Here is a 24,825-nt window from a genome sequence, read left to right as displayed (position 1 = left end):
TGACCGGTAGCGCTTATCGGCGGTGCTTATCGGTGTTGCTGATCGGTGAAGCTTGTCGGTCGTGCTGATCGGTGGTGCCAGGGTGCGTCGAATGCCGCGACCGGCTCAGCTCGCCGCCCGGCGTGCGCGCCGGCCCTCCTTGGCCGCCGCCGGCACGCCGCGCGCGCCCTGCGCCAGCATCTCCTCCGCGTGTTGCAGCGTGGTGGCGGTCACCGTCGCGCCGCCCAGCATGCGCGCGGTCTCGACCACGCGGCCGGCGGCGTCGAGCACGCGGATCTGCGAGCGCGTCACCGCCTCGCCGCCATCGCCGACGGTCTCCTTGCTGACCAGCAGATGCGTGCCGGCCTGCGCGGCGACCTGGGGCAGGTGGGTCACGCACAGGACCTGGCGCGCGCGGCCGAGCTCCTGCAGCCGGCGGCCGACCACCTCGGCGACCGCGCCGCCGATGCCGGTGTCGACCTCGTCGAAGATCAGCGTCGGCGTCGGCGCGGCCTCGCTGGTGATCACCGAGATCGCCAGGCTGATCCGCGCCAGTTCGCCGCCGGAAGCCACCTTGGCCAGCGGCCGCGCGCTGACCCCCGCATGGCCGGCCACCAGGAACTCGACCTGCTCGAGCCCGTGGCTGGCGCCTTCGTCGAGCGGGTGCAGCGCCACGGTGAAGCTGCCGCCGGCCATCGACAGGCCCTGCATCGCCTCGGTGACCGCCGCCGACAGCCGCTCGGCGGCCTCGCGCCGGCTGTCGCTCAGATGGCGCGCGATGGTCAGGTAGGCGGCGCGGGCCGCGGCCTCGCGCGCGGTAATCTTGTTCAGGTCCTGCGCGGCCTGCAGGTCGTCGAGCTGCTGGCGGCGCGCCAGCAGCTCCTCGGGCAACTGTTCGGGCGGCACGCGGAACTTGCGCGCGGCGGTGTGCAAGGCCTGCATCCGTTCCTCGACGACCTGCAGCCGCTCGGGATCGAGCTCGAGCCGGTCGACGTAGCGGGTCAGCGAGTGGGCCGCTTCCTCGGCCTGCACCTCGGCCGCTTCGAGCGCGATCACCACATCGCCCAGCGCCGGGTCGACCTCGGCCAGCTGGCGCAGCCGGTGCGCCATCGCGTTGAGCGCGGACAGCACCGCGCCGTCGGCCTCCGACAGCGCATCGAGCGCGGCGCGGCCGCCCTCGAGCAGATTGGCCGCATGCGAGAGCCGCTTGTGCTCGCCCTGGATCGCTTCCCATTCGCCGGGCTGCGGCGCCAGCTTGTCGAGCTCGCCGACCTGCCATTCGAGCCGCTCGCGTTCGAGCTGCATCTCGCGCGACTGCTGTTCGACCGCCTCGCGCTGGCGCACGCAGGCGCGCCAGGTGCGCCAGGCCTCGGCCACCGCCGCCGACTGCGCGGTCAGGCCGGCATGCGCGTCGAGCAGCAGCCGCTGCGCGTCCGGTCGCAGCAGCAGCTGGTGGGCGTGCTGTCCATGGATGTCGACCAGCTGGTCGCCGACCTCGCGCAGCTGCGCCAGCGTGGCGGCGTTGCCGTTGATGAAGGCCTTGCTGCGGCCGTTGGCATCGACGACCCGGCGCAGCAGCACGTTGCCGTCGTCCTCGGCCAGCGCCTGCTCGTTGAGCCAGGCGTCCAGCGCGGGGTGCGTGGAGAAGGTCGCGCTGACGCTGGCGCGCGCCGCGCCCTCGCGCACCACGCCGGCATCGGCGCGCTCGCCGAGCACCAGCGCGAGCGCATCGATCAGGATCGACTTGCCGGCACCGGTCTCGCCGGTGAACACGGTAAAGCCGGCGGAAAAGTCGAGGTCGAGCGTATCGACGATGACGAAATCGCGGATGGACAGGCTGCGCAGCATCTTGGGAGACGGAAGGCGGCGGTGACTTGGGGAGGGGATCGGGCCAGCGAGGCGCGCTTGCGCTCAGAGCCGGTTGTCTTCGGTCGGGTACTCGTGCCAGTGCAGCTTCTTGCGCAGCGTGGCGTAGTAGTTGTAGCCGACCGGGTGAAGCAGGTTGATGGTCTTGGCCGAGCGGCGCACCACGATGCGGTCGCCGGGCAGCAGCGAGGTCAGCGACTGCATGTCGAAGTTGACGCTGGCATCGCGCGCGGTGGCGACCTCGATCGACACCTCGGCGTCGTGCGGCAGCACGATCGGCCGGTTCGACAGCGCATGCGGGGCGATCGGCACCAGCACCAGCCCGGACAGCGTCGGATGCAGGATCGGGCCGCCGGCCGACAGCGCATAGGCGGTCGAGCCGGTCGGCGTCGACACGATCAGGCCGTCCGAACGCTGGTTGTACATGAAGTAGCCGTCCACCGAGACCGCCAGCTCGACCATGCCGGAGATGCCCGAACGGTTGACCACCACGTCGTTCAGGGCCAGCGCGGAGAAGATCACGCCCTCGTCGCGGATCACGCGCGATTCGAGCAGCATGCGGTTCTCGGGCTCGTAGTTGCCGCTGAGCATGGCCGGCAGCACCGATTGCACATCTTCCAGCGGGATGTCCGTCATGAAGCCGAGGCGGCCGTGGTTGACGCCGATCAGCGGTACCGAGAAGCCGGCCAGCTGGCGCGCGATGCCGAGCAGCGTGCCGTCGCCGCCGAGCACCACGGCGACGTCGGCCTGCCGGCCGATCTCTTCGGCGGACAGCGCGGGGTAGTCGGTCAGCCCGGTGGCCAGCGCCGTCTCGCGTTCGAACACCACGTCCTGGCCGTTGCGCAGGATGCAGGCCGCCAGTTCCTCGAGCGGTCCCTCGATGCCCGCGGTCGAATACCTGCCGACCAGGGCGACCGTGCGAAAGGGCGCGTGCGCGGCGCCGGACTTGGGGTGTGCAGACATGCCCGGATTAGACCATACCGCCATGACCATTGTCAGCACGGCCCGGGGAGTGAGTGCCAGCGCGAGCCCCGGCGCGCAAAACTTGCGTAAAATCGGGACACCATGGACGAACGAGCGAAAACCCTTCTCAAGACCCTGATCGAGCGCTACATCGCCGAAGGGCAGCCGGTCGGCTCGCGTACGCTGTCGAAGTACTCGGGGCTGGACCTGTCGCCGGCGACCATCCGCAACGTGATGTCGGACCTGGAGGAGATGGGCTTCATCGCCAGCCCGCACACGTCGGCGGGGCGCATCCCGACCCCGCGCGGCTACCGGTTGTTCGTCGATACCATGCTGACGGCCCAGCCGCTCGACAACCAGTTCGACCGCACCAAGCTGGCCGGGCTGATCCAGGGCGAACTCGGCGCGCAGGAACAGAGTCCGCAGCGGATGATCACCACGGCCGCGCGCACGCTGTCGAACCTGTCGCAGTTCGCCGGGGTGGTGATGACCCCGCGCCGCGCGCAGGCGTTCCGGCAGATCGAATTCATGCGGCTGTCCGACAAGCGCATCCTGCTGATCATCGTGACGCCCGAAGGGGACGTGCAGAACCGCATCATCCAGACCGAACTGCCCTACAGCGCGTCGCAGCTGGTCGAGGCGGCCAATTTCATCAACACGCATTACGCCGGCATGCGCTTCGACACGGTGCGCGAGCGGCTGCGCGACGAGCTGAAGGCGCTGCGCATCGACATGTCCGAGCTGATGCAGGCCGCGGTCGAGGCCGGCAGCAGCGCGATGGCCGACGAGGACGAGCAGGTCTATATCTCGGGCGAACGCAAGCTGCTCGAGGTCGAGGACCTGGCCTCGAGCATGGACAAGCTGCGCAGGCTGTTCGACGTGTTCGAGCACAAGACCAGCCTGCTGCAGCTGCTCGATGTGTCCAGCCATGCCGAGGGCGTGCAGATCTTCATCGGCGGCGAGAGCCGGCTGGTGCCGCTCGAGGACATGGCGGTGATCACCGCCCCGTACGAGGTCGACGGCCAGATCGTCGGCACGCTGGGCGTGATCGGCCCGACGCGGATGGCCTATGACCGGGTGATCCCGATCGTCGATATCACGGCGCGGCTGCTGTCGAGCGCGCTGAGCAGCCAGAACTGATGGCGGCCAGGGCGGGCCGCCACGCGCAGGGCGGCCTTCGCGCCCGCGCGATACCGGAATCCCTATGACATTTACCGCAGAACCGGCCTATCGGCATGGGCAGGCGCCCCGCACGGCGATCCTGCTGATCAATCTGGGCACGCCGGACGAGCCGACCCCCCAAGGCGGTCGGCCGCTACCTGAAGCAGTTCCTGTCCGATCCGCGCGTGGTGGAGATTCCGCGCGCGGCCTGGCTGCCGGTGCTGTACGGGCTGATCCTGCCGCTGCGCTCGCGCGCGTCGGCGCTCAAGTACGAATCGATCTGGCTGCGCGAGGCGCACCGGACCGGCTCGCCGCTGCTGGTCCATACCGAACGGCAGGCGCATGCGCTGCAGCAGTTGCTGGCGCAGCAGGGGCACGACGTGACGGTGGCCTGCGCGATGCGCTACGGCAACCCGTCGATCCCCTCGGTGATGGAGGCGCTGCGGCGCCAGGGCTGCGAGCGCATCCTGGCGCTGCCGATGTATCCGCAGTATTCCGGCACCACCACCGCGACCGCCTTCGACGAGCTGTTCCGCGTGCTGGGCGAATGGCGCAATCAGCCGGAGCTGCGGCTGGTCAAGCATTTCCACGATCATCCGGCCTATCTCGGCGCGCTGCACCAGCAGGTCGGCGCCTACTGGGCTCAGCACGGCGCGCCGGATTTCGCGCGCGGCGACCGGCTGATCCTGTCCTTCCACGGCGTGCCGCGGCGCACGCTCGAACTGGGCGATCCCTATCACTGCGAATGCCTGAAGACCGGCCGCATGCTGGGCGAGGCGCTGGGCCTGCAGCCGGGCCAGTACCAGGTCACCTTCCAGTCGCGCTTCGGCAAGGCCGAGTGGCTGCAGCCCTATACGGCGCCGACGCTGACCGAGCTGGGCAAGGTCGGCACCGCGCGGGTCGATGTGTTCTGCCCGGGCTTTCCGGCCGACTGCATCGAGACGCTGGAAGAGATCGCGATGGAGGGACAGTCCGAATTCAAGGTCGCCGGCGGCAAGGAATTCCACTTCATTCCGTGCCTGAACGACGCGCCGTTCTGGATCACCGCGCTGTCGGAGATCGCGCTGCAGCATATGCAGGGCTGGCCCCTGCGGCTGCCGCACGCGCACGAACTGGAGGCCAGGCGCTCGCTGGCGCAGGCAAGGGGGGCAGCGGCATGAACCCGTCATACGAGGACGATGCGCGCCAGCGGATCGACAAGTGGCTGTGGTGCGCGCGCTTCTTCAAGACCCGCTCGCTGGCGGCGGAGGCCGTCGAGCGGGGCCGGGTGGAGGTCAACGGCCAGCCATGCAAGAATTCGCGCGAGGTCAAGCCGGGCGACACGATCCGCATCGACGCCCATCAGCAGCGCTGGGAGCTGGTCGTCAAGGGCATCGCCCCGGCCCGCGGGCCGGCATCCGTGGCGCAGACGCTCTACGAGGAAACCGAGGAAAGTCGGACGCGGCGCGCCGCCGAGGCCGAACGGCGGCGTCTTCATGTGGAGCCGGCGTCGCAATTGCAGGGGCGCCCGACGAAGCGCGACCGCCGCCGCATCGAGGATCTGAAAGGGTGAACCGAAGCGGCACGGCCCGCCTGGGCGGGCCGTGTGTCAGCGGGAATACTGGATGATGTATTGGCGCAGCGCCGGATCGGCGCCGCCGTCGACGCTGTCGCGTGGGGTCAGTCCGTCGGAGAGCCAGATGAAGACGGTCAGGGCCGCCAGCGAAAGAAGTACCAGCAGGGTGAAGAGCGAAAACTTCGGCGTTTTGTTCGACGGCTTCGGCAGCTTGCGCATGGCCTTACCCCCGGCAGGAAAGACTTCAATATGGGACGGCACCCCGGCAGTTTTGTCGTTTTTTTGGATTTATCTTAGAAGCTGCACTGCAGCAAAGCAATTTCACTCCCCGCAGCACTGGTTTAAGTTTGTAAGCTGATGTTTCCTGCAGATGTCCGTCCGCTCTTGAAATATCGGCTTGGCGCCACCAGTTGCCAGCTGAATTCCGATTGACCCCAGGCGGACCGCCCCGTGCGGCCGCAACTTGTTCTGAAACGGATCGACATGGAAGACCAGAAGCAAACGCCATCCAACACGCCGCCGACCTCGTCCGCCGACCAGGCCGCCGAAGCGCAAGCCGCGCAATCGGCCACGCCCAACCAGACGACCGAGCCCGCCGCAGCCGCGGATGACGTGGCGACCCAGCTCGCCGCACAGCTGGCCGAGCAGGAAGCCAAGGCACGCGAGAACTACGATCTGTATCTGCGTGCCGTGGCCGAGGCCGAAAACATCCGGCGCCGGGCGCAGGAAGACGTGGCCAAGGCCCACAAGTTCGCCATCGAGAGCTTCGCCGAGCATCTGCTGCCGGTGATGGACAGCCTGCAGGCCGCGCTGGCCGATGGCTCGGGCGATATCGCCAAGCTGCGCGAGGGGGGTCGAACTGACCGCCAAGCAGCTGGCCAGCGCCTTCGAGAAGGGCCGCATGGTCGAACTGAATCCGGTCGGCGAGAAGTTCGACCCGCATCGGCACCAGGCGATTTCGATGGTGCCTTCGGAGCAGGAACCCAATACGGTGGTGGCCGTGCTGCAACGCGGCTATCTGATCGCGGACCGGGTCCTGCGGCCTGCATTGGTGACGGTGGCTGCGCCGAAGTAAGGGTCGGCGGGCAGACCGGCCTGCCTCCGATGCGCAGCCACGCCCGGCGCCGTTTCGGCACCGGGCGTTCTCGTTTGTGGAGAAATGCGATGCCTTACCCGTTCGGCGCAGCGCCGGCGCCCCACACCGATCACCGCGCGTTCGAGGCCTTCGGCATGCGCGCGGTCGATCATGACACCATCGACGATGCGCTCGCCGCCGCCGGCGACGAGCTGGTCTGCGTGTTCTTCTGGGGCGAGGACTGCTACAACTGCGAGATGGCCAAGAAGGCCATGCTGGCCAATCCGGACCCGTTGCGCGAGCTCGATCTGCACTGGCTGCACGCCGACGTCTACACCTATCCCGCGCTGGGACGGCGCTTCGGGCTGTACGGCATCCCGGTGTTCATGTTCTTCCACCGCGGCAAGAAGCTCGGCCGCGCCACCGGGTGGCATGGCATCGGACAGTTCTCCGCGGCGGTTGCCAACGCGCGGCTGAAGGCCAGCGGCAAGCCGCTCGCCGGATGACGGTCCGGTAGGGCCGCAACCCGCGGCCCGGCGCGCCCGGCGTCCCAGCGGTCGCGTGCGCTCGGAGCCCCGACCATCGCCCGCGCGCAGCGGCTCGGCGGTCGCCGGCGCTCAGCCTCTCAGCGGTTCAGCGAATAGCCGATGCGGAACTGCCAGGGCGTCTTGCGGTTGTAGTCGAGCAGGCTCTCGCCATAGCCGACGAAGTAGCCGGCCATCAGATAGCCGGCCGTGCCCGGGATCAACCGGCCCATCGGGTAGGTGAACTGCGCGTCGACGCTGCCGTACCACTGGCGGGTGCCCTTGCGCACCGTCGCCGCCAGCTCCCACGAATCGGGTTTGCCGTAGGCGACCCGCAGATCCATGAAGCCGCGGTAACGCGCGATATCGCTGTTGTCGCTCTTCTCCAGGTAGTAGTAGAGCTTGGGCGTCACGGTCCAGTGCCAGTCGTCCGTCTCGCCGAAGTGGAAGGTCGGCTTCAGGAACAGCGTATTGATGCTGCGCGACTGGTCGCCGTCGCGGCCATTCGATTCGTGTTCGAGGCCGGTGGCCACCGACAGCCGGCTGATCCAGCGATTGCGCACGCCGGTATCGGACAGGTAATAGAAGATGCTTGGCCGGTAGTTGGTGTCGTGGAAGGGCTTCGATTCCTCCGACAGATCCCACAGCGAGAACTGCGTGTAGCCAACGTACAGATTGTCCAGCCAGTAGCGCGAGTTCGGGTCGCGCCCTTCGAAGATCCGGTACTTGAAGCTGAACTGGAACTTGGCATTGGCGCCGCCGTGCGCGCCGACGGCGTAGTACATCGGATCGTTGAAGGTCAGCCGGCTGCCGCCCGACAGGATCGGCTGGTCGTAGACCGGCTGCCCCGGTCCCTTCGGCTGGACCACCGTTTCGACGGGCGTCGCGGCGATATCCGCCTGCTGGTCGTCGTGATCGGCCGGCGCGGCCGCGGTCGTCGCCGGCGGTGCGCCGGTGGCGGGAGGCGCGATGCCCGACTGGTTCAGCGTTACCAGCACCGGCGCGGCGTCGAGGCCGACCGGATCGAGCCGGATCTGGCCGCGCAGCGTCGGCGGGATCTCGCCCTGGTACTGGATGGTGCGATTTTCCCCGCGGCGCAGGCGCACCGTGGCCGGCCCCGGCGTGATCCGGCGCATCGTGATCCGCATCGGCGCCAGCATTTCGGGCGAGGCGACCACTTCGAGCGTATCGGGCACCAGATAGCTGCGGTTGGCCGTGTCGGCGGTCACCAGCAGCGTCAGCCGCAGCGGCTGCGCGCCGTCCAGCACGCGCGGCGGCTGCAGCAGCGCGATCGCGGCGTGGGCGGACGGCGCGCACAGGGCGGCGAGGGCGACAGAAACAGCGGCGGCGGGCGCGAGCAGGCGCGGACGACGACCCGCGGACGGGCTTCGGAGCATCGGCATCATGGGAAATTTGGAGGGGCGTGCCGGATATGACGCATGGCACGGCCCGGAATGGCAACGCGGCAAAGCCTAGCACGTCGCCGCCCGGGCTAGCTGTGACGATTTGTACGGGCGCTCGCCCGGGGATCCACCGGAAATCAGCCGCGGGCGCGGCGCTGGACGCAGGCGATGTAGTGTTCGCCGTCCGGCGGCAGCCCGCTGCGCTGCGATTGCCACAGCATCTCGCCGAGGCATTCCATCATCTGATGATGGGCCTCGTGCGGCGAATCGAGCCGGCGCGCCAGCTGTTCGAACGCCTGCCGGATGCCGCGCGGCTGGTCGACCGACACCTGCTCGGCGATCGACAGATGCATGGCCAGATGCAGGAAGGGGTTGGTCTGCCCGCGCTCCGGCGTGAATTCCTCGGCGACGGCCGCGTCGGCGTCGGCCAGCTGGTCGTGGTATTCGGGGTGGTGGCGGATCCAGTCGACGGCGATCGCCTCGAGCGGCGTCAGGACTTCGTTGGCGCCTTGCTTGCGCCAGGCTTCGCAAAAAGAACCGGCGGACTTCTTCACGGGAGGGATTGAACATGATGGGGCGGATTGTAAAACGACGGCCCGCGGGCTTGCCGGCGCCGGTCCACGGCGCATGGCATCGCCACTGTGCCGCAGGGGCCGCCTGCCGACTAGAATGCGGGATCGTCCGGCGTGCCGTTCGACCGGGCGTTTTTACCAGCGTTCGAGCGCGTTCGACCCGTTCGACCGGTTCGACCGATTCGACCCGTTCCACGTGTTCGACCTGACGTTGGACCTTCCGTAGACCTCGCCACAGGGCCCGGCCCCCCTCCATGACCGCTACCCCTCGCTCATCGACCCTGCTGCGGCACGCCGGCGACAAGCTGGCCGGCGTGCTGCTGATCGCCATCTCGGCCAGCGCCTTCGGCGCGATGGCGATCTTCGCCCGCTTCGCCTATGACGCGGGCGCCGACGTCTATGGCCTGCTGTCGGTGCGCTTCGTGCTGGCCGCGATCGCGCTGGCGGCGGTGATGCGCTGGCAGCGGATCGCGCTGCCGCCGTGGCCGCGCGTGCTGGCGCTGGCGGCGATGGGCGGCATTGGCTATGTCGGCCAGTCGTTCTGCTTCTTCAGCGCGCTGAACCATGCGCAGGCCAGCCTGGTCGCGCTGCTGCTCTATCTGTATCCGGTCTTCGTCACCGTGATGGCGGCGCTGTTCCTGAAGGAGAAGCTGACCGGCGTGGCCGTGACCGCGCTGGTGCTGTGCTCGGTCGGCGCGGGCCTGACCGTCGGCGGCGGGCAGGGCAGCGCGCTCGGCATCGGCCTCGGGCTGGCGTCGGCGCTGATCTACTCCGTCTACATCATCGTCGGCGCGAGGTTGACGCCCGGCGTGCACCCCGTGGCGACCACCACGGTGGTCTGCACCGCGGCCGCCGTCGTCTATGTCGGCGCCGCGCTGGCCCGGGGAGTCGCCGGCCTGCCGCCGCAGTTTCCGGCCGATGCCGGCGGCTGGCTGGCGCTGGCGGCGATCGCGCTGCTGTCGACGGTGCTGGCCATCCTGACCTTCTTCGCCGGCCTGCAACGGCTCGGCGCGGCGCAGGCCTCGATGCTGTCCACGCTGGAGCCGGTGGTCACGGTGCTGCTGGCCGCGCTGCTGCTGGGCGAGCAGATCGGCATGACCCAGGCCATCGGCGGCGGCCTGATCCTGGCCGGCGTGCTGTGGCTGACGCGCAAGGGCACGGCCCCCGCGCCTGTACAACAAAATTGAACGGCTTGCTGAAATCCTTGGCGGGGAAGGGACGGGACGCGCCGGTAGAATGCGCCCTTTCCCGAACTTCCCTTAGGAATCCGCATGAAACCGCTCGACCAGGCCGCCATCGCCCAACTGTTCACCGAGGCCCGTACGCATAGCGCCTGGCAGGACCGGCAGATCGACGACGCCGTGCTGCATCAGCTGTACGAGGCGATGAAGTTCGGCCCGACCGCGGCCAACAGCACGCCGGCCCGCATCGTGTTCGTCAAGACCGCGGCGCAGAAGGCGAAGCTGGTCGAATGCGTGTCGCCGGGCAACGTCGACAAGACCCGCTCGGCCCCGGTGACCGCGATCGTCGCCTTCGACACCGCCTTCCACGAGCAGCTGCCCAGGCTGTTCCCGCACGCCGATGCCCGTTCCTGGTATGTGGGCCAGCCGGAGAAAATCGCCCGCGACGCGCTGGTCAACAGCTCGCTGCAAGGCGCCTACCTGATCCTGGCGGCGCGCGCGCTCGGCCTCGATTGCGGCCCGATGGGCGGCTTCGACCCGGCCAAGGTCAATGCGGCGTTCTTCCCCGACGGCAAATGGTCGGTCAACTTCCTGATCAACCTCGGCTATGGCGACGCCGACAAGCTGTTCCCGCGCAACCCCCGCCTGAGCTTCGACGAGGCCTGCCGGATCGTTTGATCGGGTGAAAGGGTGACCAGTGACCGGGTGACCGGTCGACGGACGATCAGGTCACCGCGCTGGCTGCTCGCGTGGTCACAGCCGCGGCGGCAGCGTCTTGTCCGGGTACTCGCACAACGTCTCGATCGCGCAATGCCAGCATTCGGGCTTGCGCGCCTTGCAGACGTAGCGGCCGTGCAGGATCAGCCAGTGGTGCGCGTCGTGCAGGAACTCGTCGGGCACCACCTCCAGCAGCTTCATCTCGACGGCCTGCACGGTCTTGCCGGGCGCGAGTCCGGTGCGGTTGCTGACGCGGAAGATGTGCGTGTCGACCGCGACGGTCGGATGGCCGAAGGCGGTGTTCAGCACCACGTTGGCGGTCTTGCGGCCGACGCCGGGCAGCGCTTCCAGCGCCTCGCGATCGGCCGGCACCTTGCCGCCATAGCGCTCGGCCAGGATCCGGCAGGTCTCCATCACGTGCTTGGCCTTGGTCTTGTACAGGCCGATGGTCTTGATGTACTCGATCAGGCCGGACTCGCCCAGGGCCAGGATCTTCTGCGGCGTGTTCGCGATCGCGAACAGCTTGCGGGTGGCCTTGTTGACGCCGACGTCGGTCGCCTGGGCCGACAGCAGCACGGCGATCAGCAGTTCGAACGGCGAGCTGTACTCGAGTTCGGTGGTGGGCGACGGGTTGGTTTCTCTGAGCGTTTCAAACAGCGCGCGGCACTTGGCGGCGTTCATTGTGGTCGCTTGGTGTCGGAGGGGACGGGATGGTCGGGCTGGCCGGAATGCCCGGGCGCGGCGGCCGGCGTGGCGTCAGGGCGGTCAACCGGATCGGGAGGTGCGGCGTTGAGCGGCTGGGCGGCCTGCCGCTTCTGGCGCGCGCGTTCGATCGCCGCCTGGATGATGGCCTTCTTGCGTTCCTGCGCCTGGCGTTCGGCCTCGGACGATGCCGCTTCCTGGCGCAGCGCTTCCAGCTTGGCGGCGGCCTTGGCCGCCAGCCGCGCTTCGTTTTCCTCGCGCTCGCGCACCAGCCGCTGCCTGCGCGACAGATAGCGGGCACGGGCGGCGTCGGCCTGCGGCTGCGACCAGGCGTCCCAGCCGGTGCGCTCGCCGGTGACCGGAATCATCGCGATGCAGTCGACCGGGCAGGGCGCCACGCACAGGTCGCAGCCGGTGCACCAGTCCGGCAGCACGGTGTGCATCTGCTTGGCGGCGCCGACGATCGCGTCGACCGGGCAGGCCTGAATGCACAGCGTGCAGCCGATGCACAGCGTCTCGTCGATGCGCGCGACCGCGCGCGGCTGTTCGGTGCCGTGGCTCGGATCGAGCGGCAACGGCGCGACACCGAGCTCGGCCGCCAGCCGCCGGATGCCTTCGGCACCGCCGGGCGGGCAGCGATTGCAGTCAGCCTCTCCGCGCGCCATGGCTTCGGCATACGGACGGCATCCCTGAAAGCCGCATTTGGTGCATTGCGTCTGGGGCAGCAGGGCCTCGAGGCGGTCGGCGCGGGCCGCCAGACCGGCGTCCAGGGAAGCATCGGCGGGGGAAGCGGGAGCGGTATCGGCGGCGGAAGCGGTCACGAAAGCAGGGGAACGATGCGGGGTAACACAAGGTGCAGCCGTACGGTGCGGCTGACGCGGCAAGGATTATCCCCGATTTCGCCGCGCCGCAGAAACCATGAAGATGCGCGCTTCGCCATGGCGCGGAAGCTGATCAACCCGGCCGGCCCGCGCCAGTGGCGCAGGTGCGCCATGCCATAATCCACAAAATCGACCCCGACCACGCATGTCGAACGCCACCAAGACGAAACGCGATCCCGAAGGAACCCGTCGTCGCATCATGGATGCGGCCACCGAGGAGTTCGCCAAGGGCGGCCTGGCCGGCGCACGCGTCGACCAGATTGCCCGCCGCGCCGAGACCAACGAGCGCATGCTGTATTACTACTACGGGAGCAAGGAAGGGCTGTTTCTCGCGGTGCTCGAACGGCAGTATGCGCAGTTCCGCGCCGCCGAGGAGCGCCTGCAGATCGGCGACGAGGACCCGGTCGCCGCGGTCCGCACGCTGGCCCGCTTCGTCTGGGACTGGTACTACCAGCATCCCGAGTTCATCCGCCTGGTCAACAGCGAAAACCTGCACGAGGCGCGGCATCTGAAGAAATCCGCGCAATTGCACGACCTCGTCAATCCGGTGGTGGACGTGCTGGCCGAGATCGTTCGCCGCGGCCAGCGGCAGGGCGTGTTCCGCGACGGCGTCGATGTGCCGCAGCTCTATCTGACGATTTCGGCGCTGGGGTATTACGTGCTGTCGAATCGCTACACCATCAGCGCGGTGATCGGCCGCGACGTGGCCTCGCAGGACGAGCACGAGCGCTTTGCCCAGTTGCATACGGACATGCTGCTGGCGTATCTGGCGCGGCGCTAGGCCGCGGAAAGCGGCAAAGGGAAAGCAAACGGGACCGCGTGGCGGTCCCGTTTGTCATTGGCGATCTGCCGGCGATCCGTCGACGGCTGAGTCCAGTGAGTCCGGTGAGTCTGCCGAGTCGGGCTCGGTCGCTCGGCCCGGCCCAGTTCGACTCAGCCCCGCTCAGCGGTATTTGCGGATGAAATCGCGCAGTTCCGGATAGATGGTCTCGCGCCAGCGCCGGCCGGAGAAGATGCCGTAGTGCCCGCACTTCGGCGCGGTCAGATGCTGCTTGCGGGTCTTCGGAATGCCGGCGCACAGGTCGTGCGCGGCGGCGGTCTGGCCCGCGCCCGAGATGTCGTCGAGCTCGCCCTCGATCGTCATCAGCGCGGTGTGCTTGATGTCCTGCGGCCGCACCGGCTCGCCCTGAATCTCCCAGGTGCCATTGGCCAACCGGAACTCCTGGAAGACTTCGCGGATGGTGTCGAGGTAGTACTCGGCCGCCATGTCGAGCACGGCGTTGTATTCGTCGTAGAAGCGGACATGCGCCTCGGCATCGTCGGCATCGCCCTCGATCAGGCTCAGGTAGTAGTCGTAATGCGAGGACAGGTGGCGGTCCGGGTTCATTGCGACGAAGCCCGCATGCTGCAGGAAGCCGGGATAGACGCGACGGCCGTGGCCGGGATAGTTGGCCGGTACCGTGTAGATGACATTGTTCTCGAACCACTCGTACGACTTGTTGGTCGCCAGCGAATTGACCGCGGTCGGGCTTTTGCGCGCGTCGATCGGGCCGCCCATCATCGTCATCGTCTTGGGCGTCTTCTCGCCGGCCGAGGCCATCAGCGAGATCGCGGCCAGCACCGGCACGGTCGGCTGGCAGACCGACACGACATGCAGGTCCTCGGCGCCGAGATGGCGGATGAATTCCTGGATGTAGCGGATGTAGTCGGCCAGGTGGAAGGGGCCGTCCTCGATCGGCACCATGCGGGCGTCGACCCAGTCGGTCACATAGACCTTGTGGTCCTGCAGCAGCGTGCGCACCGTGTCGCGCAGCAGCGTCGCATGGTGGCCGGACAGCGGCGCGCAGACCAGCACCGACGGTTCGTCCTTCAGCAGCTTGATCGTCTCGGGTTCGTCCGCGTAGCGCTTGAAGCGGATCAGCTTGCAGAACGGCTTTTCCATGATCGTCTGCTCGACGATCGGAATATCGCGGCCGTTGGAGCGAACGGACTTGATGTCGAAGGCGGGCTTCTCGTATTCCTTGCCGAGCCGGTACAGCAGCTCATAGCCCGCGGCCAGCCGGGTGGCCCCCGGCACCAGCGACAGCGGGCTCAGGGGGGTTGGTAAACGTCTTGGCCGTCGCCTGGGCCCACGCCGTGAGCGGGTTCAGGATCGAGCGCTGAAACTCATGCAGTTGGTAAAGCATTGCCGAACACCTGCCTTTCGATATCGGTTTTTCTGCTGTGGCGGATTATGCGCTCAACCTGTTCGTTTTGCGAACGACCGTACGCACGATCTTGCAACGCAGCATATACCTAAAGGTATGCCGGCGTGAGTGGAACTCAATAGGACAATGGCTGTAATTCTGGCGCGGTGTTGGACTACACCGACAGGGCGGGCGATGTGGGTGCTGTGCGGCGCACAAAAGCGCGCCGATAAGCGGGGAGGCGCCAGCGGCCGGAGGCGGGCGCTGCTGGAGCGGCCGGGCCGATTGGAACGGGTGGGAGAGTTTGAAACGGGCAGCAGAAAGCACGCGGGCCCATCGACGATGGGCCCGCTGGCGTCAGGAGTGGTCCTGAGGCTTACAGCACCGCGGCGATCGCGTCGACCACGGCGTCGATATTGCGGCTATTGAGCGCCGCCACGCAGATCCGGCCGGTGCCGACCGCGTAGATGCCGTGTTCCGACTTCAGGCGCTCGACCTGCTCGGTGGTCAGGCCCGAGTACGAAAACATGCCGCGCTGCGCCTTGACGAAGGAGAAGTCGCGCGACACGCCCTTGGCGGCCAGCTTGTCGACCAGCGCGTGGCGCATCTGCTTGATGCGGTCGCGCATTTCGGCCAGTTCTTCCTCCCACATCGCCCGCAGTTCCGGGCTGTTCAGCACGGTCGCGACCACGGTGCCGCCATGCGTGGGCGGGTTCGAGTAGTTGGTGCGGATCACGCGCTTGACCTGCGACATCACGCGCTGCGCCTCTTCCTTGCCGGTGGTCACGATCGACAGCGCGCCGACGCGTTCGCCATACAGCGAGAAGCTCTTCGAGAACGAGCTCGAGACGAAGAAGGGCAGGCCCGACTCGGCGAACAGACGCACCGCGGCGCCGTCCTGGTCGATGCCGTCGGCGAAGCCCTGGTAGGCCATGTCGAGGAAGGGGATCAGGTTCCGTTCCTTGATCAGGCCGACCACCTGTTGCCATTGCTCGGCCGACAGGTCGACGCCGGTCGGGTTGTGGCAGCAGGCGTGCAGCACGACGATCGTGTTGGCCGGATACGACTTCAGCGACTCCACCATGCCGGCGAAATTCAGGCCGTGGCTCGGGGCGTCGTAATAGGCATAGTTGACCACCTGGAAACCGGCGGCTTCGAACAGCGCGCGGTGGTTCTCCCAGCTCGGATCGCTGATCGCAACCTTGGCGTCCGGATACAGGCGCTTCAGGAAGTCGGCGCCGATCTTCAGCGCGCCGGTGCCGCCGAGTGCCTGAGCCGTCACCACACGGCCCTCCGTGATCAGCGGCGAGTTCTTGCCGAACAGCAGCGTCTGCACCGCCTGGTCGTAGGCCGCGATGCCTTCGATCGGCAGGTAGCCACGCGGGGTGGCCGTCGTCAGGCGGGCCTTCTCGGCTTCCTGCACCGCGCGCAGCAGCGGAATCTTCCCTTCGTCGGTGAAGTACACGCCCACGCCCAGATTGACCTTGTTGGCACGGGTGTCGGCGTTGAACGCTTCATTCAGGCCCAGGATGGGATCGCGCGGGGCCATCTCGACGGCAGAAAACAAACTCATTTGGGATTCTCGTGGTCAGCTATGTAACAAAACGGGAAGGCGTAGAATGCTCGGACTGCGCTGGGGGCGTGCGGTGGGTCCGCCTTGAAACGGACCGCGCAACCCCGAGATTCTAGCGTATCCGCCCGTATTCCAAAGGTTTTCTGCCCGTCTATGTCGAATCTCGCCGTGCCTCTCGCGGATGCTGCTCACACCCCGGACGAGGACAAATTCGTCAGCTTCCCCGGTTCGCCGTTTCAGCTGTATCAGCCCTATCCGCCGGCCGGCGACCAGCCCGAGGCGATCCGCCAGCTGGTCGAAGGCATCGAGGACGGCCTGTCCTACCAGACGCTGCTCGGCGTGACGGGCTCGGGCAAGACCTTCACGATGGCCAATGTGATCGCCCGAATGGGCCGGCCGGCCATCGTCTTTGCCCCGAACAAGACGCTGGCCGCCCAGCTTTACTCCGAATTCCGCGAGTTCTTTCCGCGCAACGCGGTCGAGTACTTCGTCAGCTACTACGACTACTACCAGCCGGAGGCCTACGTCCCGCAACGCGATCTGTTCATCGAGAAGGACTCGTCGATCAACGAGCATATCGAGCAGATGCGGCTGTCGGCGACCAAGAGCCTGCTGGAGCGGCGCGACACGATCATCGTGGCGACAGTGTCAGCGATCTATGGTATCGGCAACCCGAACGAATACCATCAGATGATTCTGACTCTGCGGGCCGGCGACCGCATCAGCCAGCGCGACGTGATCGGGCGGCTGATCGCGATGCAGTACACCCGCAACGACACCGACTTCCAGCGCGGCACCTTCCGCGTGCGCGGCGACACCGTCGACATCTTCCCGGCCGAACACGCCGAGGTGGCGGTGCGGGTCGAGCTGTTCGACGACGAGATCGAGTCGCTGCAGTACTTCGATCCGCTGACCGGCAAGGTGCGGCAGAAGATTCCGCGCTTCACCGTCTATCCGTCGAGCCACTACGTGACCCCGCGCGAGACCGTGCTGCGCGCCATCGAGGCGATCAAGGCGGAGCTGCGCGAGCGGCTCGATTTCTTCTACAAGGAAAACAAGCTGGTGGAGGCGCAGCGGCTGGAGCAGCGCACGCGTTTCGACCTCGAAATGCTGGCCGAGCTGGGCTTCTGCAAGGGCATCGAGAACTATTCGCGCCATCTGTCCGGCGCGCGTCCCGGCGATCCGCCGCCGACGCTGGTCGACTATCTGCCGCCCGACGCGCTGATGTTCCTGGACGAGTCGCACGTGCTGATCGGCCAGCTCAACGCGATGTACAACGGCGACCGTTCGCGCAAGACCACGCTGGTCGAATACGGCTTCCGGCTGCCGTCCGCGATGGACAACCGGCCGCTGAAGTTCGAGGAGTTCGAGCGCAAGATGCGGCAGGCGGTGTTCGTCACCGCCACGCCGGCCGACTACGAGCGCGCCCATGCGGGCCAGGTGGTCGAGCAGGTGGTGCGGCCCACCGGCCTGGTCGATCCGATCATCACCGTGCGTCCCGCCGTCTCGCAGGTCGACGATCTGCTGTCGGAAATCCATTTGCGGATCCAGGCGGGCGAACGCGTGCTGGTCACCACGCTGACCAAGCGGATGGCCGAGCAGCTGACCGAGTTCCTGTCCGAGAACGGCATCAAGGTCCGCTACCTGCATTCGGATATCGACACCGTGGAACGCGTCGAGATCATCCGCGACCTGCGGCTGGGCGCCTTCGACGTGCTGGTCGGCATCAACCTGCTGCGAGAGGGTTTGGATATCCCCGAGGTTTCGCTGGTGGCGATCCTCGACGCCGACAAGGAAGGCTTCCTGCGCGCGGAGCGCTCGCTGATCCAGACCATCGGCCGCGCCGCGCGCAACGTCAACGGCACCGCGATCCTGTACGCCGACCGCATTACCGACTCGATGCGCAAGGCGATCGACGAGACCGAGCGCCGCCGCACCAAGCAGATCGCGTTCAATACCGCCAACGGCATCGCGCCGCGCGGCGTGGTCAAGCGGATCAAGGACATCATCGACGGCGTCTACGATCCGAATGAGGTCAAGGCCGAGCTGATGGCCGCCGAGGAGCGCGCCCGCTACGAGGACATGAGCGAGAAGCAGGTCGCCAAGGAAATCAAGCGGCTCGAGAAGAAGATGCTCGACCATGCCAAGAACCTGGAATTCGAGCAGGCCGCGCAGGTCCGCGACCAACTGAGCAAGCTCAAGCAGCAGGTGTTCGGCGCGGCGGGCGAGGGCGGGGCGCTGCCGGCGTGAGATTGGAAACGATGAAACGCTTTGCCATTTTGATGTGCTGCATGGGCAATATCTGCCGCTCGCCGACCGCGGAAGGCGTGCTGCGCGCCAAGCTCGCGCAGGCCGGCCTGACCGACGCCGTCGAAGTCGATTCGGCCGGCACCCACAGCTATCACCTGGGCCATGCGCCCGACCGCCGCGCGCAGCAGCACGCGCTGGCGCGCGGCTATGACCTCGCCGGGCAGCGGGCGCGGCTGGCGGCGGTCGAGGACTTCGCCCGCTTCGACCTGGTGCTGGCGATGGACCGCGACAATCTCGCGCGGCTGCAGGCCCTGTGCCCGCCCGAGCATCGCCACAAGGTGAAGCTGCTGATGCACTTCGCCACCCGGCACGATGCCGACGAGGTGCCCGATCCCTACTACGGCGAAGGCGACGGCTTCGAGCGCGTGCTCGATTATGTCGAAGACGCCTGCGAGGGCATCGTCGCGATGCTGCGCCAGCGGCAATGACCGCGGGGGCCGCGCCGCGGCCCGTCTGCCTGCCTGCTCACCGGCGTGCGTCCGACCCGATTCGCGCCAGTCTTTCCCTTCCTTCCCGATGTTCCGAACCCTGCTTCGCAAATGGCGCGAGTCGCGTAATGCCAGCCTGCAGCTGGACGCCATCCTGTCCGCCGCCAATCCCGATGGCACGCTGGCCGAGCGCAACGGCTGGCTGATCGAATTGGGCTACTGGCTGCGCCGCGATGGCTGGCCGGCCGTGGGCACTGCCGCGGCCGCCGAGGCGGCCCGCGGCGACGATGTCTGGCCCGAGCACGTGCGGCTGCGCTATCTGCTGCAGGTGCTCGAACGCAATCCTGACCTGGCCGCACGCTTTGCCCGCACGGTCCGCACGATCCTGCGGGACAACGATCCGACCGGGCTGTTCTGCGACACCGGCGTGGCCTCGCACCCGGGCTTCTGGGGCGAGATGATGGATCGCCTGCAGGCGCGCTTCCTGTCGCCGCCGCCGAACCGCGGTGACATGGCGGATCTGTTCGCGCTGCTGTTCGTCGGCGAGCGCGACGCCGACTGGGTGGCGGCGCTCGATGCGGAGCTGCTCGAACGGCTCGGCGCGCTGCTGATGTTTGCGCCGGACGAGGCCGCCGGCGAAGGTCCGATTGAAGGCGCGAGTGCCGGTGCAGGGGCGGGTGCAGGTGCGGGCGCCGCCGAAAGCGAGGGGGGCCAGCGAAGGCGCGGACGAGGGCGCGCGCGATGGCGAGGCCGCAGCCGCACGCCAGACCCTGCCCGCCCGCTACTGGGACCATCTCGAGCGCACGCTGGCGAGCAGCATCCAGGTGCTGGCCAGCCAGGTGCGCGCTACCGGGCTGAGCCAGTCGATCCGCGCGCGGCTGCCGGGCCGGGTCGACGACACGCCGTTCTTCCGGCTCGGTGCCGCCGTGGCCGCGCTGTGCGAGGAAGGGCTGGCGCGCGACAGCGATGTCTTCCTGCACCGCCTGAACTACTGCCGGGCGCTGCTCGACGGCTGCCACGACGCCGCGCGCCATGTCTACGCGGATCTCGAAGAGAACGGCGTTTCGGTCGAAGTGGTGTTCCAGATCGAGCGGATGAAGGTGCGGCTCGCCCGTATCGACATGCTGCTCGCCGCCTGGGTCGATCCCGCGCGCCGGGGCAAGGTCGCGCAGCTGGCCGGCGAACTGATCCGTTCGACGCAGGCGCGCCGCAGCGTCAAGCATCTGGCCGCGGAATCGTTCTCGCAGCTGGCGCGCAAGGTGGTCGAGCGCTCGGCCGAGACCGGCGAGCACTACATCACGCGCGACCGCAAGGAGTACGGCGACCTGGTGCGGGCCGCGGCCGGCGGCGGACTGATCACGGTGGCCACGGTCTATCTGAAGTTCCTGATCTATGGCCTGCATCTGGACAAGTTCATCGAAGGGCTGCTGGCCTCGCTGAACTATGCCGGCAGCTTCCTGGCGATCCATTTCGCGCATTTCACGCTGGCCACCAAGCAGCCGGCGATGACCGGTCCGGCCCTGGCGCATCGGCTCGATGCGGTGGGACGGCCGGAAGGCAGGGAGGCGTTCGTCGACGATACCGTCGCGATGATCCGCTCGAACGCGGCGGCCATCGTCGGCAATCTCGCGGTGGTGTTTCCGGTGGCGCTGGCGATCCAGTGGCTGGCCGGCAAGCTGCTGTCGGTCAACCTGATCACGCCGGCCAAGGCGATCGCCACCATCGAATCGTTCTCGATCCTGGGTCCGACGCCGCTGTACGCGATCTTCACCGGCGTGCTGCTGTGGCTGTCGAGCCTGATTGCCGGGTGGGCGGACAACTGGTTCGCGCTGCACCGCGTGCACGACGTGCTCGCCTACCATCGCCGGCTGCGTTATGTGCTGGGCGAGCGGGGCGCCATGCGGCTGGCCGATTTCTGGAAACGCAACCTGTCCGGCATCGCGGGCAACGTGTCGCTGGGCTTCCTGCTGGGGCTGGGGCCGGAGATCCTGAGCTTCTTCGGTCCCCATATGGAGGTCCGCCACGTGACGCTGTCCACGGGCTCGGTCGGCACCGCGATCGGCGTGCTGGGCCTCGATGCGCTGCGGATGCCGGCCTTGTGGCTGGCGGTGGCCGGCATCGCGCTGATGGGCCTGCTGAACGTCGCCGTCAGCTTCGCGCTGGCCTTCTACATGGCGCTGCGCTCGCGCAACCTGCGTCGGGTGGACCGGCGCGCGCTGAGCGCCGCGGTGCGGGCGCGCATCCTGCGCCATCCACTGTCGCTGATCGTGCCGCCGCGCCAGGCGCCGGCTGACGCGGAGGGCCACCGAGCCTGACCGTCACCGACTGCGGCAATGCCCTTGCCATCACAAGGGGATCTGCCGAAGAAGTGACATGGGGTAGTTGACCGATTTAGTCGGGAAATTTATACTTGACGAAATTCATCAGGTATTACCCCCGCAATCATGAGATTGACGACCAAAGGCCGCTTCGCGGTAACCGCCATGATCGACCTGGCCATGCGCCAGGATCAGGGGCCGGTGACGCTGGCCGGCATCAGCCAGCGCCAGAAGATCTCCCTGTCCTACCTGGAACAGCTGTTCGCCAAGCTGCGCCGGCATCAGATCGTCGAGAGCGTGCGCGGCCCGGGCGGCGGATACAGCCTGGCGCGCAAGTCCGAGGACGTGACGGTGGCCGACATCATCATCGCGGTGGACGAGCCGCTCGATGCCACCCAGTGCGGCGGCAAGGGCAATTGCAATGGCGACGAGAATACCGGCCGCTGCATGACCCACGAGCTGTGGGCGACCCTGAACCAGAAGATGGTCGAGTATCTGGACTCGGTCTCGCTGAAGGATCTGGTCGAGCAGCAGCGCGCCCGCCAGCCCGGCGTGCTGCGCGACATGCGCGAGGAGGGCAGCGCCCGCCAGAGCGCACCGGCGGCGCGGACGGCGCAGCCCGGCGCGGCGGAAAAGGCGGACAAGCCCGCCCGGCCCAAGATGGTGAATTCGGTTTTCAGCCTGGCGCAGTCCTGAGCGGGACTCCAGCCAGGCGACGCACAGTGTCCCACCAGGCAGTCAAAACAAGGCAGTGACAACGATGAGCACCCCACATTTCCCGATCTACATGGATTATTCGGCCACCACGCCGGTGGACCCGCGCGTGGCGGACAAGATGATTCCGTATCTGCGCGAGCAGTTCGGCAATCCCGCGTCGCGCAGTCACGCCTACGGCTGGGAAGCCGAGAAGGCCGTCGAGGAAGCGCGCGAGCAGGTGGCCGCGCTGGTCGGCGCCGATCCGCGCGAGATCGTCTGGACTTCCGGCGCGACCGAGTCCGACAACCTCGCCATCAAGGGCGCGGCCAATTTCTACTCGGGCAAGGGCAAGCACATCATCACGGTCAAGACCGAGCACAAGGCCGTGCTCGACACCACGCGCGAGCTGGAGCGCCAGGGTTTCGAGGTCACCTACCTGGACGTGCAGGAAAACGGCCTGGTCGACATCGAGGTGTTCAAGCAGGCGCTGCGCCCGGACACCATCCTGGTCTCGGTGATGCTGGTCAACAACGAGATCGGCGTGATCCAGGACATCGAGCAGATCGGCGAGATCTGCCGCGAGAAGGGCATCATTTTCCATTGCGACGCCGCGCAGGCCACCGGCAAGGTCGCGATCGACCTGTCGAAGCTGAAGGTCGACCTGATGTCGTTCTCCGCGCACAAGACCTATGGCCCGAAGGGCATCGGCGCGCTGTACGTCCGCCGCAAGCCGCGCGTGCGCATCGAGGCGCAGATGCACGGCGGCGGCCACGAACGCGGCATGCGTTCCGGCACGCTGGCGACGCACCAGATCGTCGGCATGGGCGAGGCCTTCCGCATCGCCCGCGAGGAAATGGCGACCGAGAACGAGCGCATCCGCATGCTGCGCGACCGCCTCTGGAACGGCCTGTCGGGCATGGAAGAGGTCTATCTGAACGGCGACTTCGAGCGCCGCGTGCCGCACAACCTGAACGTCAGCTTCAACTTCGTCGAAGGCGAATCGCTGATCATGGCGATCAAGGACGTCGCGGTGTCGTCGGGCTCGGCCTGCACCTCGGCCTCGCTGGAGCCGTCCTATGTGCTGCGCGCGCTGGGCCGCAACGACGAACTGGCGCACAGCTCGATCCGCTTCACCGTCGGGCGCTTCACCACCGAACAGGAGATCGATTACACGGTCGAACTGTTGAAGAGCAAGATCGGCAAGCTGCGCGACCTGTCCCCGCTGTGGGAGATGTACAAGGACGGCGTGGACCTGAATTCGATTCAATGGGCGGCGCATTGAACGCTGTCCTTCCGACCCCATAAAAGATACGTCACAGAGGTAGCCAACATGTCTTACTCCAACAAGGTACTCGACCACTACGAAAACCCCCGTAACGTCGGTTCGTTCGACAAGAACGACGACGCCGTCGGCACCGGCATGGTGGGCGCGCCCGCTTGCGGCGACGTGATGAAGCTGCAGATCAAGGTCAACGAGCAGGGCGTGATCGAAGACGCGAAGTTCAAGACCTACGGTTGCGGCTCGGCGATCGCCTCGTCGTCGCTGGTGACCGAGTGGGTCAAGGGCAAGACCGTGGACCAGGCGCTGGAGATCAAGAACACCCAGATCGCCGAGGAACTGGCGCTGCCGCCGGTCAAGATCCACTGCTCGATCCTGGCCGAGGACGCGATCAAGGCCGCGGTCGAGGACTACAAGAAGAAGCACGCGGGCGCCCCGACGCAACAGGCCGCCTGAGCGATCGAAGGGAAGTGGTAGCGATGATCACATTGACCGAAAAAGCCGCGAAGCACGTTTCGCGCTATCTGGACCGCCGGGGCAAGGGCATCGGCCTGCGGCTCGGCGTCAAGACGACCGGCTGTTCCGGCCTGGCGTACAAGCTCGAGTATGTCGACGAGCTGCAGCCGGAGGACCAGGTGTTCGAGTCGCACGGCGTCAAGGTGGTGGTCGATCCCAAGAGCCTGCCGTACATCGACGGCACCGAGCTCGACTTCGCCCGCGAAGGGTTGAACGAAGGCTTCCGCTTCAACAACCCGAACGTCAAGGACGAGTGCGGGTGCGGCGAATCGTTCCGCGTGTAAGGCCGGCGGCCTGAGCGTGTTCCTCTCCCCGCTGGCGGGAGAGCGCCGGGCACGGCGGCGGTGCCTCACCGACGAGGCGCCGCCGCCTTCGCCATGGCCTTCCAGCAGGACTACCTTGAAAGACGATTATTTCGCCCTGTTCGGGCTGCCGGCCCGCTTCACCGTCGACGAGGCCGCGCTCGACGCCGCCTACCGCACGGTGCAATCGCAGGCGCATCCGGACCGCTTCGCCCATGCCGGCGACGCCGAACGGCGCGTCGCGATGCAATGGGCCGCGCATGCGAACGAGGCCTACCGGACCCTGCGCCAGCCGCTCAAGCGCGCGATCTATCTGCTGTCGCTGCGCGGCATCGATATCCAGGCCGAGAACAATACGGCGATGGCGCCCGACTTCCTGATGCAGCAGATGGAATGGCGCGAGGCGCTGCAGGACGCGGTACAGCAGCGCGACGCCGCGGCGCTGGACGCGCTGCTGCGCTCGCTGCGCCAGGAGAAGCGCGAACGCCAGAACGCGCTCGGCGGCCTGCTCGATGCCGGCGACGACGAGGCCGCGGCCGCCGCGGCGCGCCAGCTGATGTTCGTCGAGAAGATCGAGCACGACGCGAGCGAGGCGATCGACCGCCTCGAAGGCTAGCGCGGCAGGCACCATCGCGGGG

At 67.5% G+C, this 24,825-nt stretch carries 21 protein-coding genes and 5 pseudogenes; 16 read left to right on the top strand and 10 right to left on the bottom strand.

The features are described 5' to 3' along the window. Window positions 1–105 precede the first annotated feature (105 nt). On the bottom strand, window positions 106–1,827 hold the full coding sequence (recN, locus tag OJJOAM_RS03395; protein ID WP_422648863.1) for a DNA repair protein RecN: 1,722 nt from the start codon (window positions 1,825–1,827) through the stop codon (window positions 106–108). 63 nt (window positions 1,828–1,890) lie between these two features. Next, on the bottom strand, window positions 1,891–2,808 hold the full coding sequence (locus tag OJJOAM_RS03390; protein WP_422648862.1) for an NAD kinase: 918 nt from the start codon (window positions 2,806–2,808) through the stop codon (window positions 1,891–1,893). 102 nt (window positions 2,809–2,910) lie between these two features. Between OJJOAM_RS03390 and hrcA the strand changes: the two genes are divergently transcribed. From hrcA to OJJOAM_RS03375, 3 genes and pseudogenes are all read left to right on the top strand, one after another. Next, on the top strand, window positions 2,911–3,948 hold the full coding sequence (gene hrcA / locus OJJOAM_RS03385) for a heat-inducible transcriptional repressor HrcA (RefSeq protein WP_174105851.1): 1,038 nt from the start codon (window positions 2,911–2,913) through the stop codon (window positions 3,946–3,948). A gap of 64 nt (window positions 3,949–4,012) precedes the next feature. Continuing rightward, window positions 4,013–5,129 (top strand): annotated as a pseudogene (gene hemH / locus OJJOAM_RS03380) (ferrochelatase). Continuing rightward, window positions 5,126–5,521, top strand: coding sequence for an RNA-binding S4 domain-containing protein (locus tag OJJOAM_RS03375; protein WP_422648861.1), 396 nt, complete (start codon window positions 5,126–5,128; stop codon window positions 5,519–5,521). Before hemH ends, OJJOAM_RS03375 begins: the two are co-directional and overlap by 4 nt. Before the next feature lie 36 nt (window positions 5,522–5,557). On the opposite strand, the gene OJJOAM_RS03370 is transcribed toward OJJOAM_RS03375, so the two are convergent. After that, window positions 5,558–5,743: a hypothetical protein gene (locus tag OJJOAM_RS03370; protein WP_422648860.1), complete on the bottom strand. Its 186-nt coding sequence runs from the start codon at window positions 5,741–5,743 to the stop codon at window positions 5,558–5,560. Window positions 5,744–6,007: 264 nt separating this feature from the next. Here OJJOAM_RS03370 and grpE point away from each other — a divergent pair. Both grpE and OJJOAM_RS03360 read left to right on the top strand, forming a co-directional pair. After that, window positions 6,008–6,599, top strand: a pseudogene (gene grpE, locus OJJOAM_RS03365) (nucleotide exchange factor GrpE). A gap of 89 nt (window positions 6,600–6,688) precedes the next feature. Beyond that, window positions 6,689–7,105, top strand: coding sequence for a thioredoxin family protein (locus tag OJJOAM_RS03360; protein WP_422648859.1), 417 nt, complete (start codon window positions 6,689–6,691; stop codon window positions 7,103–7,105). Between the two features lie 119 nt (window positions 7,106–7,224). Here the strand turns inward: OJJOAM_RS03360 and OJJOAM_RS03355 are convergent, their stop codons facing one another. Continuing rightward, the gene (locus OJJOAM_RS03355) at window positions 7,225–8,526 is read right to left on the bottom strand and encodes a phospholipase A (RefSeq protein ID WP_422648858.1); all 1,302 of its coding nucleotides are present in this window, start codon (window positions 8,524–8,526) and stop codon (window positions 7,225–7,227) included. Window positions 8,527–8,663: 137 nt separating this feature from the next. After that, a pseudogene (locus tag OJJOAM_RS03350) lies at window positions 8,664–9,096 on the bottom strand (DUF1841 family protein). A 256-nt stretch (window positions 9,097–9,352) separates the two neighbouring features. On the opposite strand from OJJOAM_RS03350, the gene OJJOAM_RS03345 reads away from it, so the two are divergent. Both OJJOAM_RS03345 and OJJOAM_RS03340 read left to right on the top strand, forming a co-directional pair. Beyond that, window positions 9,353–10,285, top strand: a complete 933-nt coding sequence (locus tag OJJOAM_RS03345) for a DMT family transporter (RefSeq protein WP_422648857.1) — start codon at window positions 9,353–9,355, stop codon at window positions 10,283–10,285. Window positions 10,286–10,369: 84 nt separating this feature from the next. Further along, the gene (locus OJJOAM_RS03340; protein ID WP_422648856.1) at window positions 10,370–10,957 is read left to right on the top strand and encodes a malonic semialdehyde reductase; all 588 of its coding nucleotides are present in this window, start codon (window positions 10,370–10,372) and stop codon (window positions 10,955–10,957) included. Window positions 10,958–11,032: 75 nt separating this feature from the next. On the opposite strand, the gene nth is transcribed toward OJJOAM_RS03340, so the two are convergent. From nth to OJJOAM_RS03325, 3 genes are read right to left on the bottom strand one after another with little or no spacing between them, the layout of a single operon-like run. Beyond that, window positions 11,033–11,677, bottom strand: a complete 645-nt coding sequence (gene nth, locus OJJOAM_RS03335; RefSeq protein WP_422648855.1) for an endonuclease III — start codon at window positions 11,675–11,677, stop codon at window positions 11,033–11,035. Further along, window positions 11,674–12,468, bottom strand: a complete 795-nt coding sequence (rsxB, locus tag OJJOAM_RS03330; RefSeq protein WP_422649481.1) for an electron transport complex subunit RsxB — start codon at window positions 12,466–12,468, stop codon at window positions 11,674–11,676. Before rsxB ends, nth begins: the two co-directional genes overlap by 4 nt. A gap of 47 nt (window positions 12,469–12,515) precedes the next feature. Then, window positions 12,516–12,692, bottom strand: a complete 177-nt coding sequence (locus OJJOAM_RS03325) for a hypothetical protein (RefSeq protein WP_422648854.1) — start codon at window positions 12,690–12,692, stop codon at window positions 12,516–12,518. Window positions 12,693–12,724: 32 nt separating this feature from the next. Between OJJOAM_RS03325 and OJJOAM_RS03320 the strand changes: the two genes are divergently transcribed. Then, entirely contained in the window at window positions 12,725–13,360 is a 636-nt protein-coding gene (locus OJJOAM_RS03320; protein ID WP_006577706.1) for a TetR family transcriptional regulator, read from the top strand. A 162-nt stretch (window positions 13,361–13,522) separates the two neighbouring features. On the opposite strand, the pseudogene OJJOAM_RS03315 reads toward OJJOAM_RS03320, so the two are convergent. Together OJJOAM_RS03315 and OJJOAM_RS03310 are read right to left on the bottom strand one after the other, a co-directional pair. Continuing rightward, window positions 13,523–14,765: pseudogene (locus OJJOAM_RS03315) on the bottom strand (polyhydroxyalkanoate depolymerase). Between the two features lie 376 nt (window positions 14,766–15,141). Continuing rightward, entirely contained in the window at window positions 15,142–16,338 is a 1,197-nt protein-coding gene (locus OJJOAM_RS03310; protein WP_149319317.1) for an amino acid aminotransferase, read from the bottom strand. A 153-nt stretch (window positions 16,339–16,491) separates the two neighbouring features. On the opposite strand from OJJOAM_RS03310, the gene uvrB reads away from it, so the two are divergent. The 8 genes and pseudogenes from uvrB to hscB all read left to right on the top strand — a co-directional run bounded on the left by uvrB (window position 16,492) and on the right by hscB (window position 24,803). Then, window positions 16,492–18,588 (top strand): excinuclease ABC subunit UvrB, encoded by a 2,097-nt coding sequence (gene uvrB / locus OJJOAM_RS03305; protein WP_422648853.1) that lies wholly within the window; start codon window positions 16,492–16,494, stop codon window positions 18,586–18,588. 11 nt (window positions 18,589–18,599) lie between these two features. Beyond that, window positions 18,600–19,076: a low molecular weight protein-tyrosine-phosphatase gene (locus tag OJJOAM_RS03300; RefSeq protein WP_422648852.1), complete on the top strand. Its 477-nt coding sequence runs from the start codon at window positions 18,600–18,602 to the stop codon at window positions 19,074–19,076. A gap of 88 nt (window positions 19,077–19,164) precedes the next feature. Next, window positions 19,165–21,391, top strand: a pseudogene (locus OJJOAM_RS03295) (site-specific recombinase). A gap of 129 nt (window positions 21,392–21,520) precedes the next feature. After that, window positions 21,521–22,090, top strand: coding sequence for a Fe-S cluster assembly transcriptional regulator IscR (iscR, locus tag OJJOAM_RS03290; RefSeq protein ID WP_422648851.1), 570 nt, complete (start codon window positions 21,521–21,523; stop codon window positions 22,088–22,090). Window positions 22,091–22,154: 64 nt separating this feature from the next. Beyond that, window positions 22,155–23,372 carry an IscS subfamily cysteine desulfurase gene (locus OJJOAM_RS03285; protein ID WP_422648850.1) on the top strand — a complete coding sequence of 406 codons (1,218 nt, stop codon included), beginning with the start codon at window positions 22,155–22,157 and terminating at the stop codon, window positions 23,370–23,372. A gap of 48 nt (window positions 23,373–23,420) precedes the next feature. Beyond that, complete coding sequence (gene iscU, locus OJJOAM_RS03280; RefSeq protein ID WP_053821503.1) at window positions 23,421–23,825, top strand: Fe-S cluster assembly scaffold IscU; 405 nt, start codon at window positions 23,421–23,423, stop codon at window positions 23,823–23,825. 23 nt (window positions 23,826–23,848) lie between these two features. Continuing rightward, window positions 23,849–24,169, top strand: a complete 321-nt coding sequence (gene iscA / locus OJJOAM_RS03275) for an iron-sulfur cluster assembly protein IscA (protein ID WP_023263777.1) — start codon at window positions 23,849–23,851, stop codon at window positions 24,167–24,169. Between the two features lie 115 nt (window positions 24,170–24,284). Continuing rightward, complete coding sequence (gene hscB, locus OJJOAM_RS03270; RefSeq protein WP_422648849.1) at window positions 24,285–24,803, top strand: Fe-S protein assembly co-chaperone HscB; 519 nt, start codon at window positions 24,285–24,287, stop codon at window positions 24,801–24,803. Window positions 24,804–24,825: the final 22 nt, after the last annotated feature.

Origin of the sequence: Cupriavidus sp. H18C1 (assembly GCF_049311595.1) — a bacterium.
GTDB classification, from domain to species: domain Bacteria; phylum Pseudomonadota; class Gammaproteobacteria; order Burkholderiales; family Burkholderiaceae; genus Cupriavidus; species Cupriavidus cauae.
The sequence above is the reverse complement of the archived record's forward strand: the minus strand, read 5'-3'. Positions and strand labels throughout refer to the sequence as shown.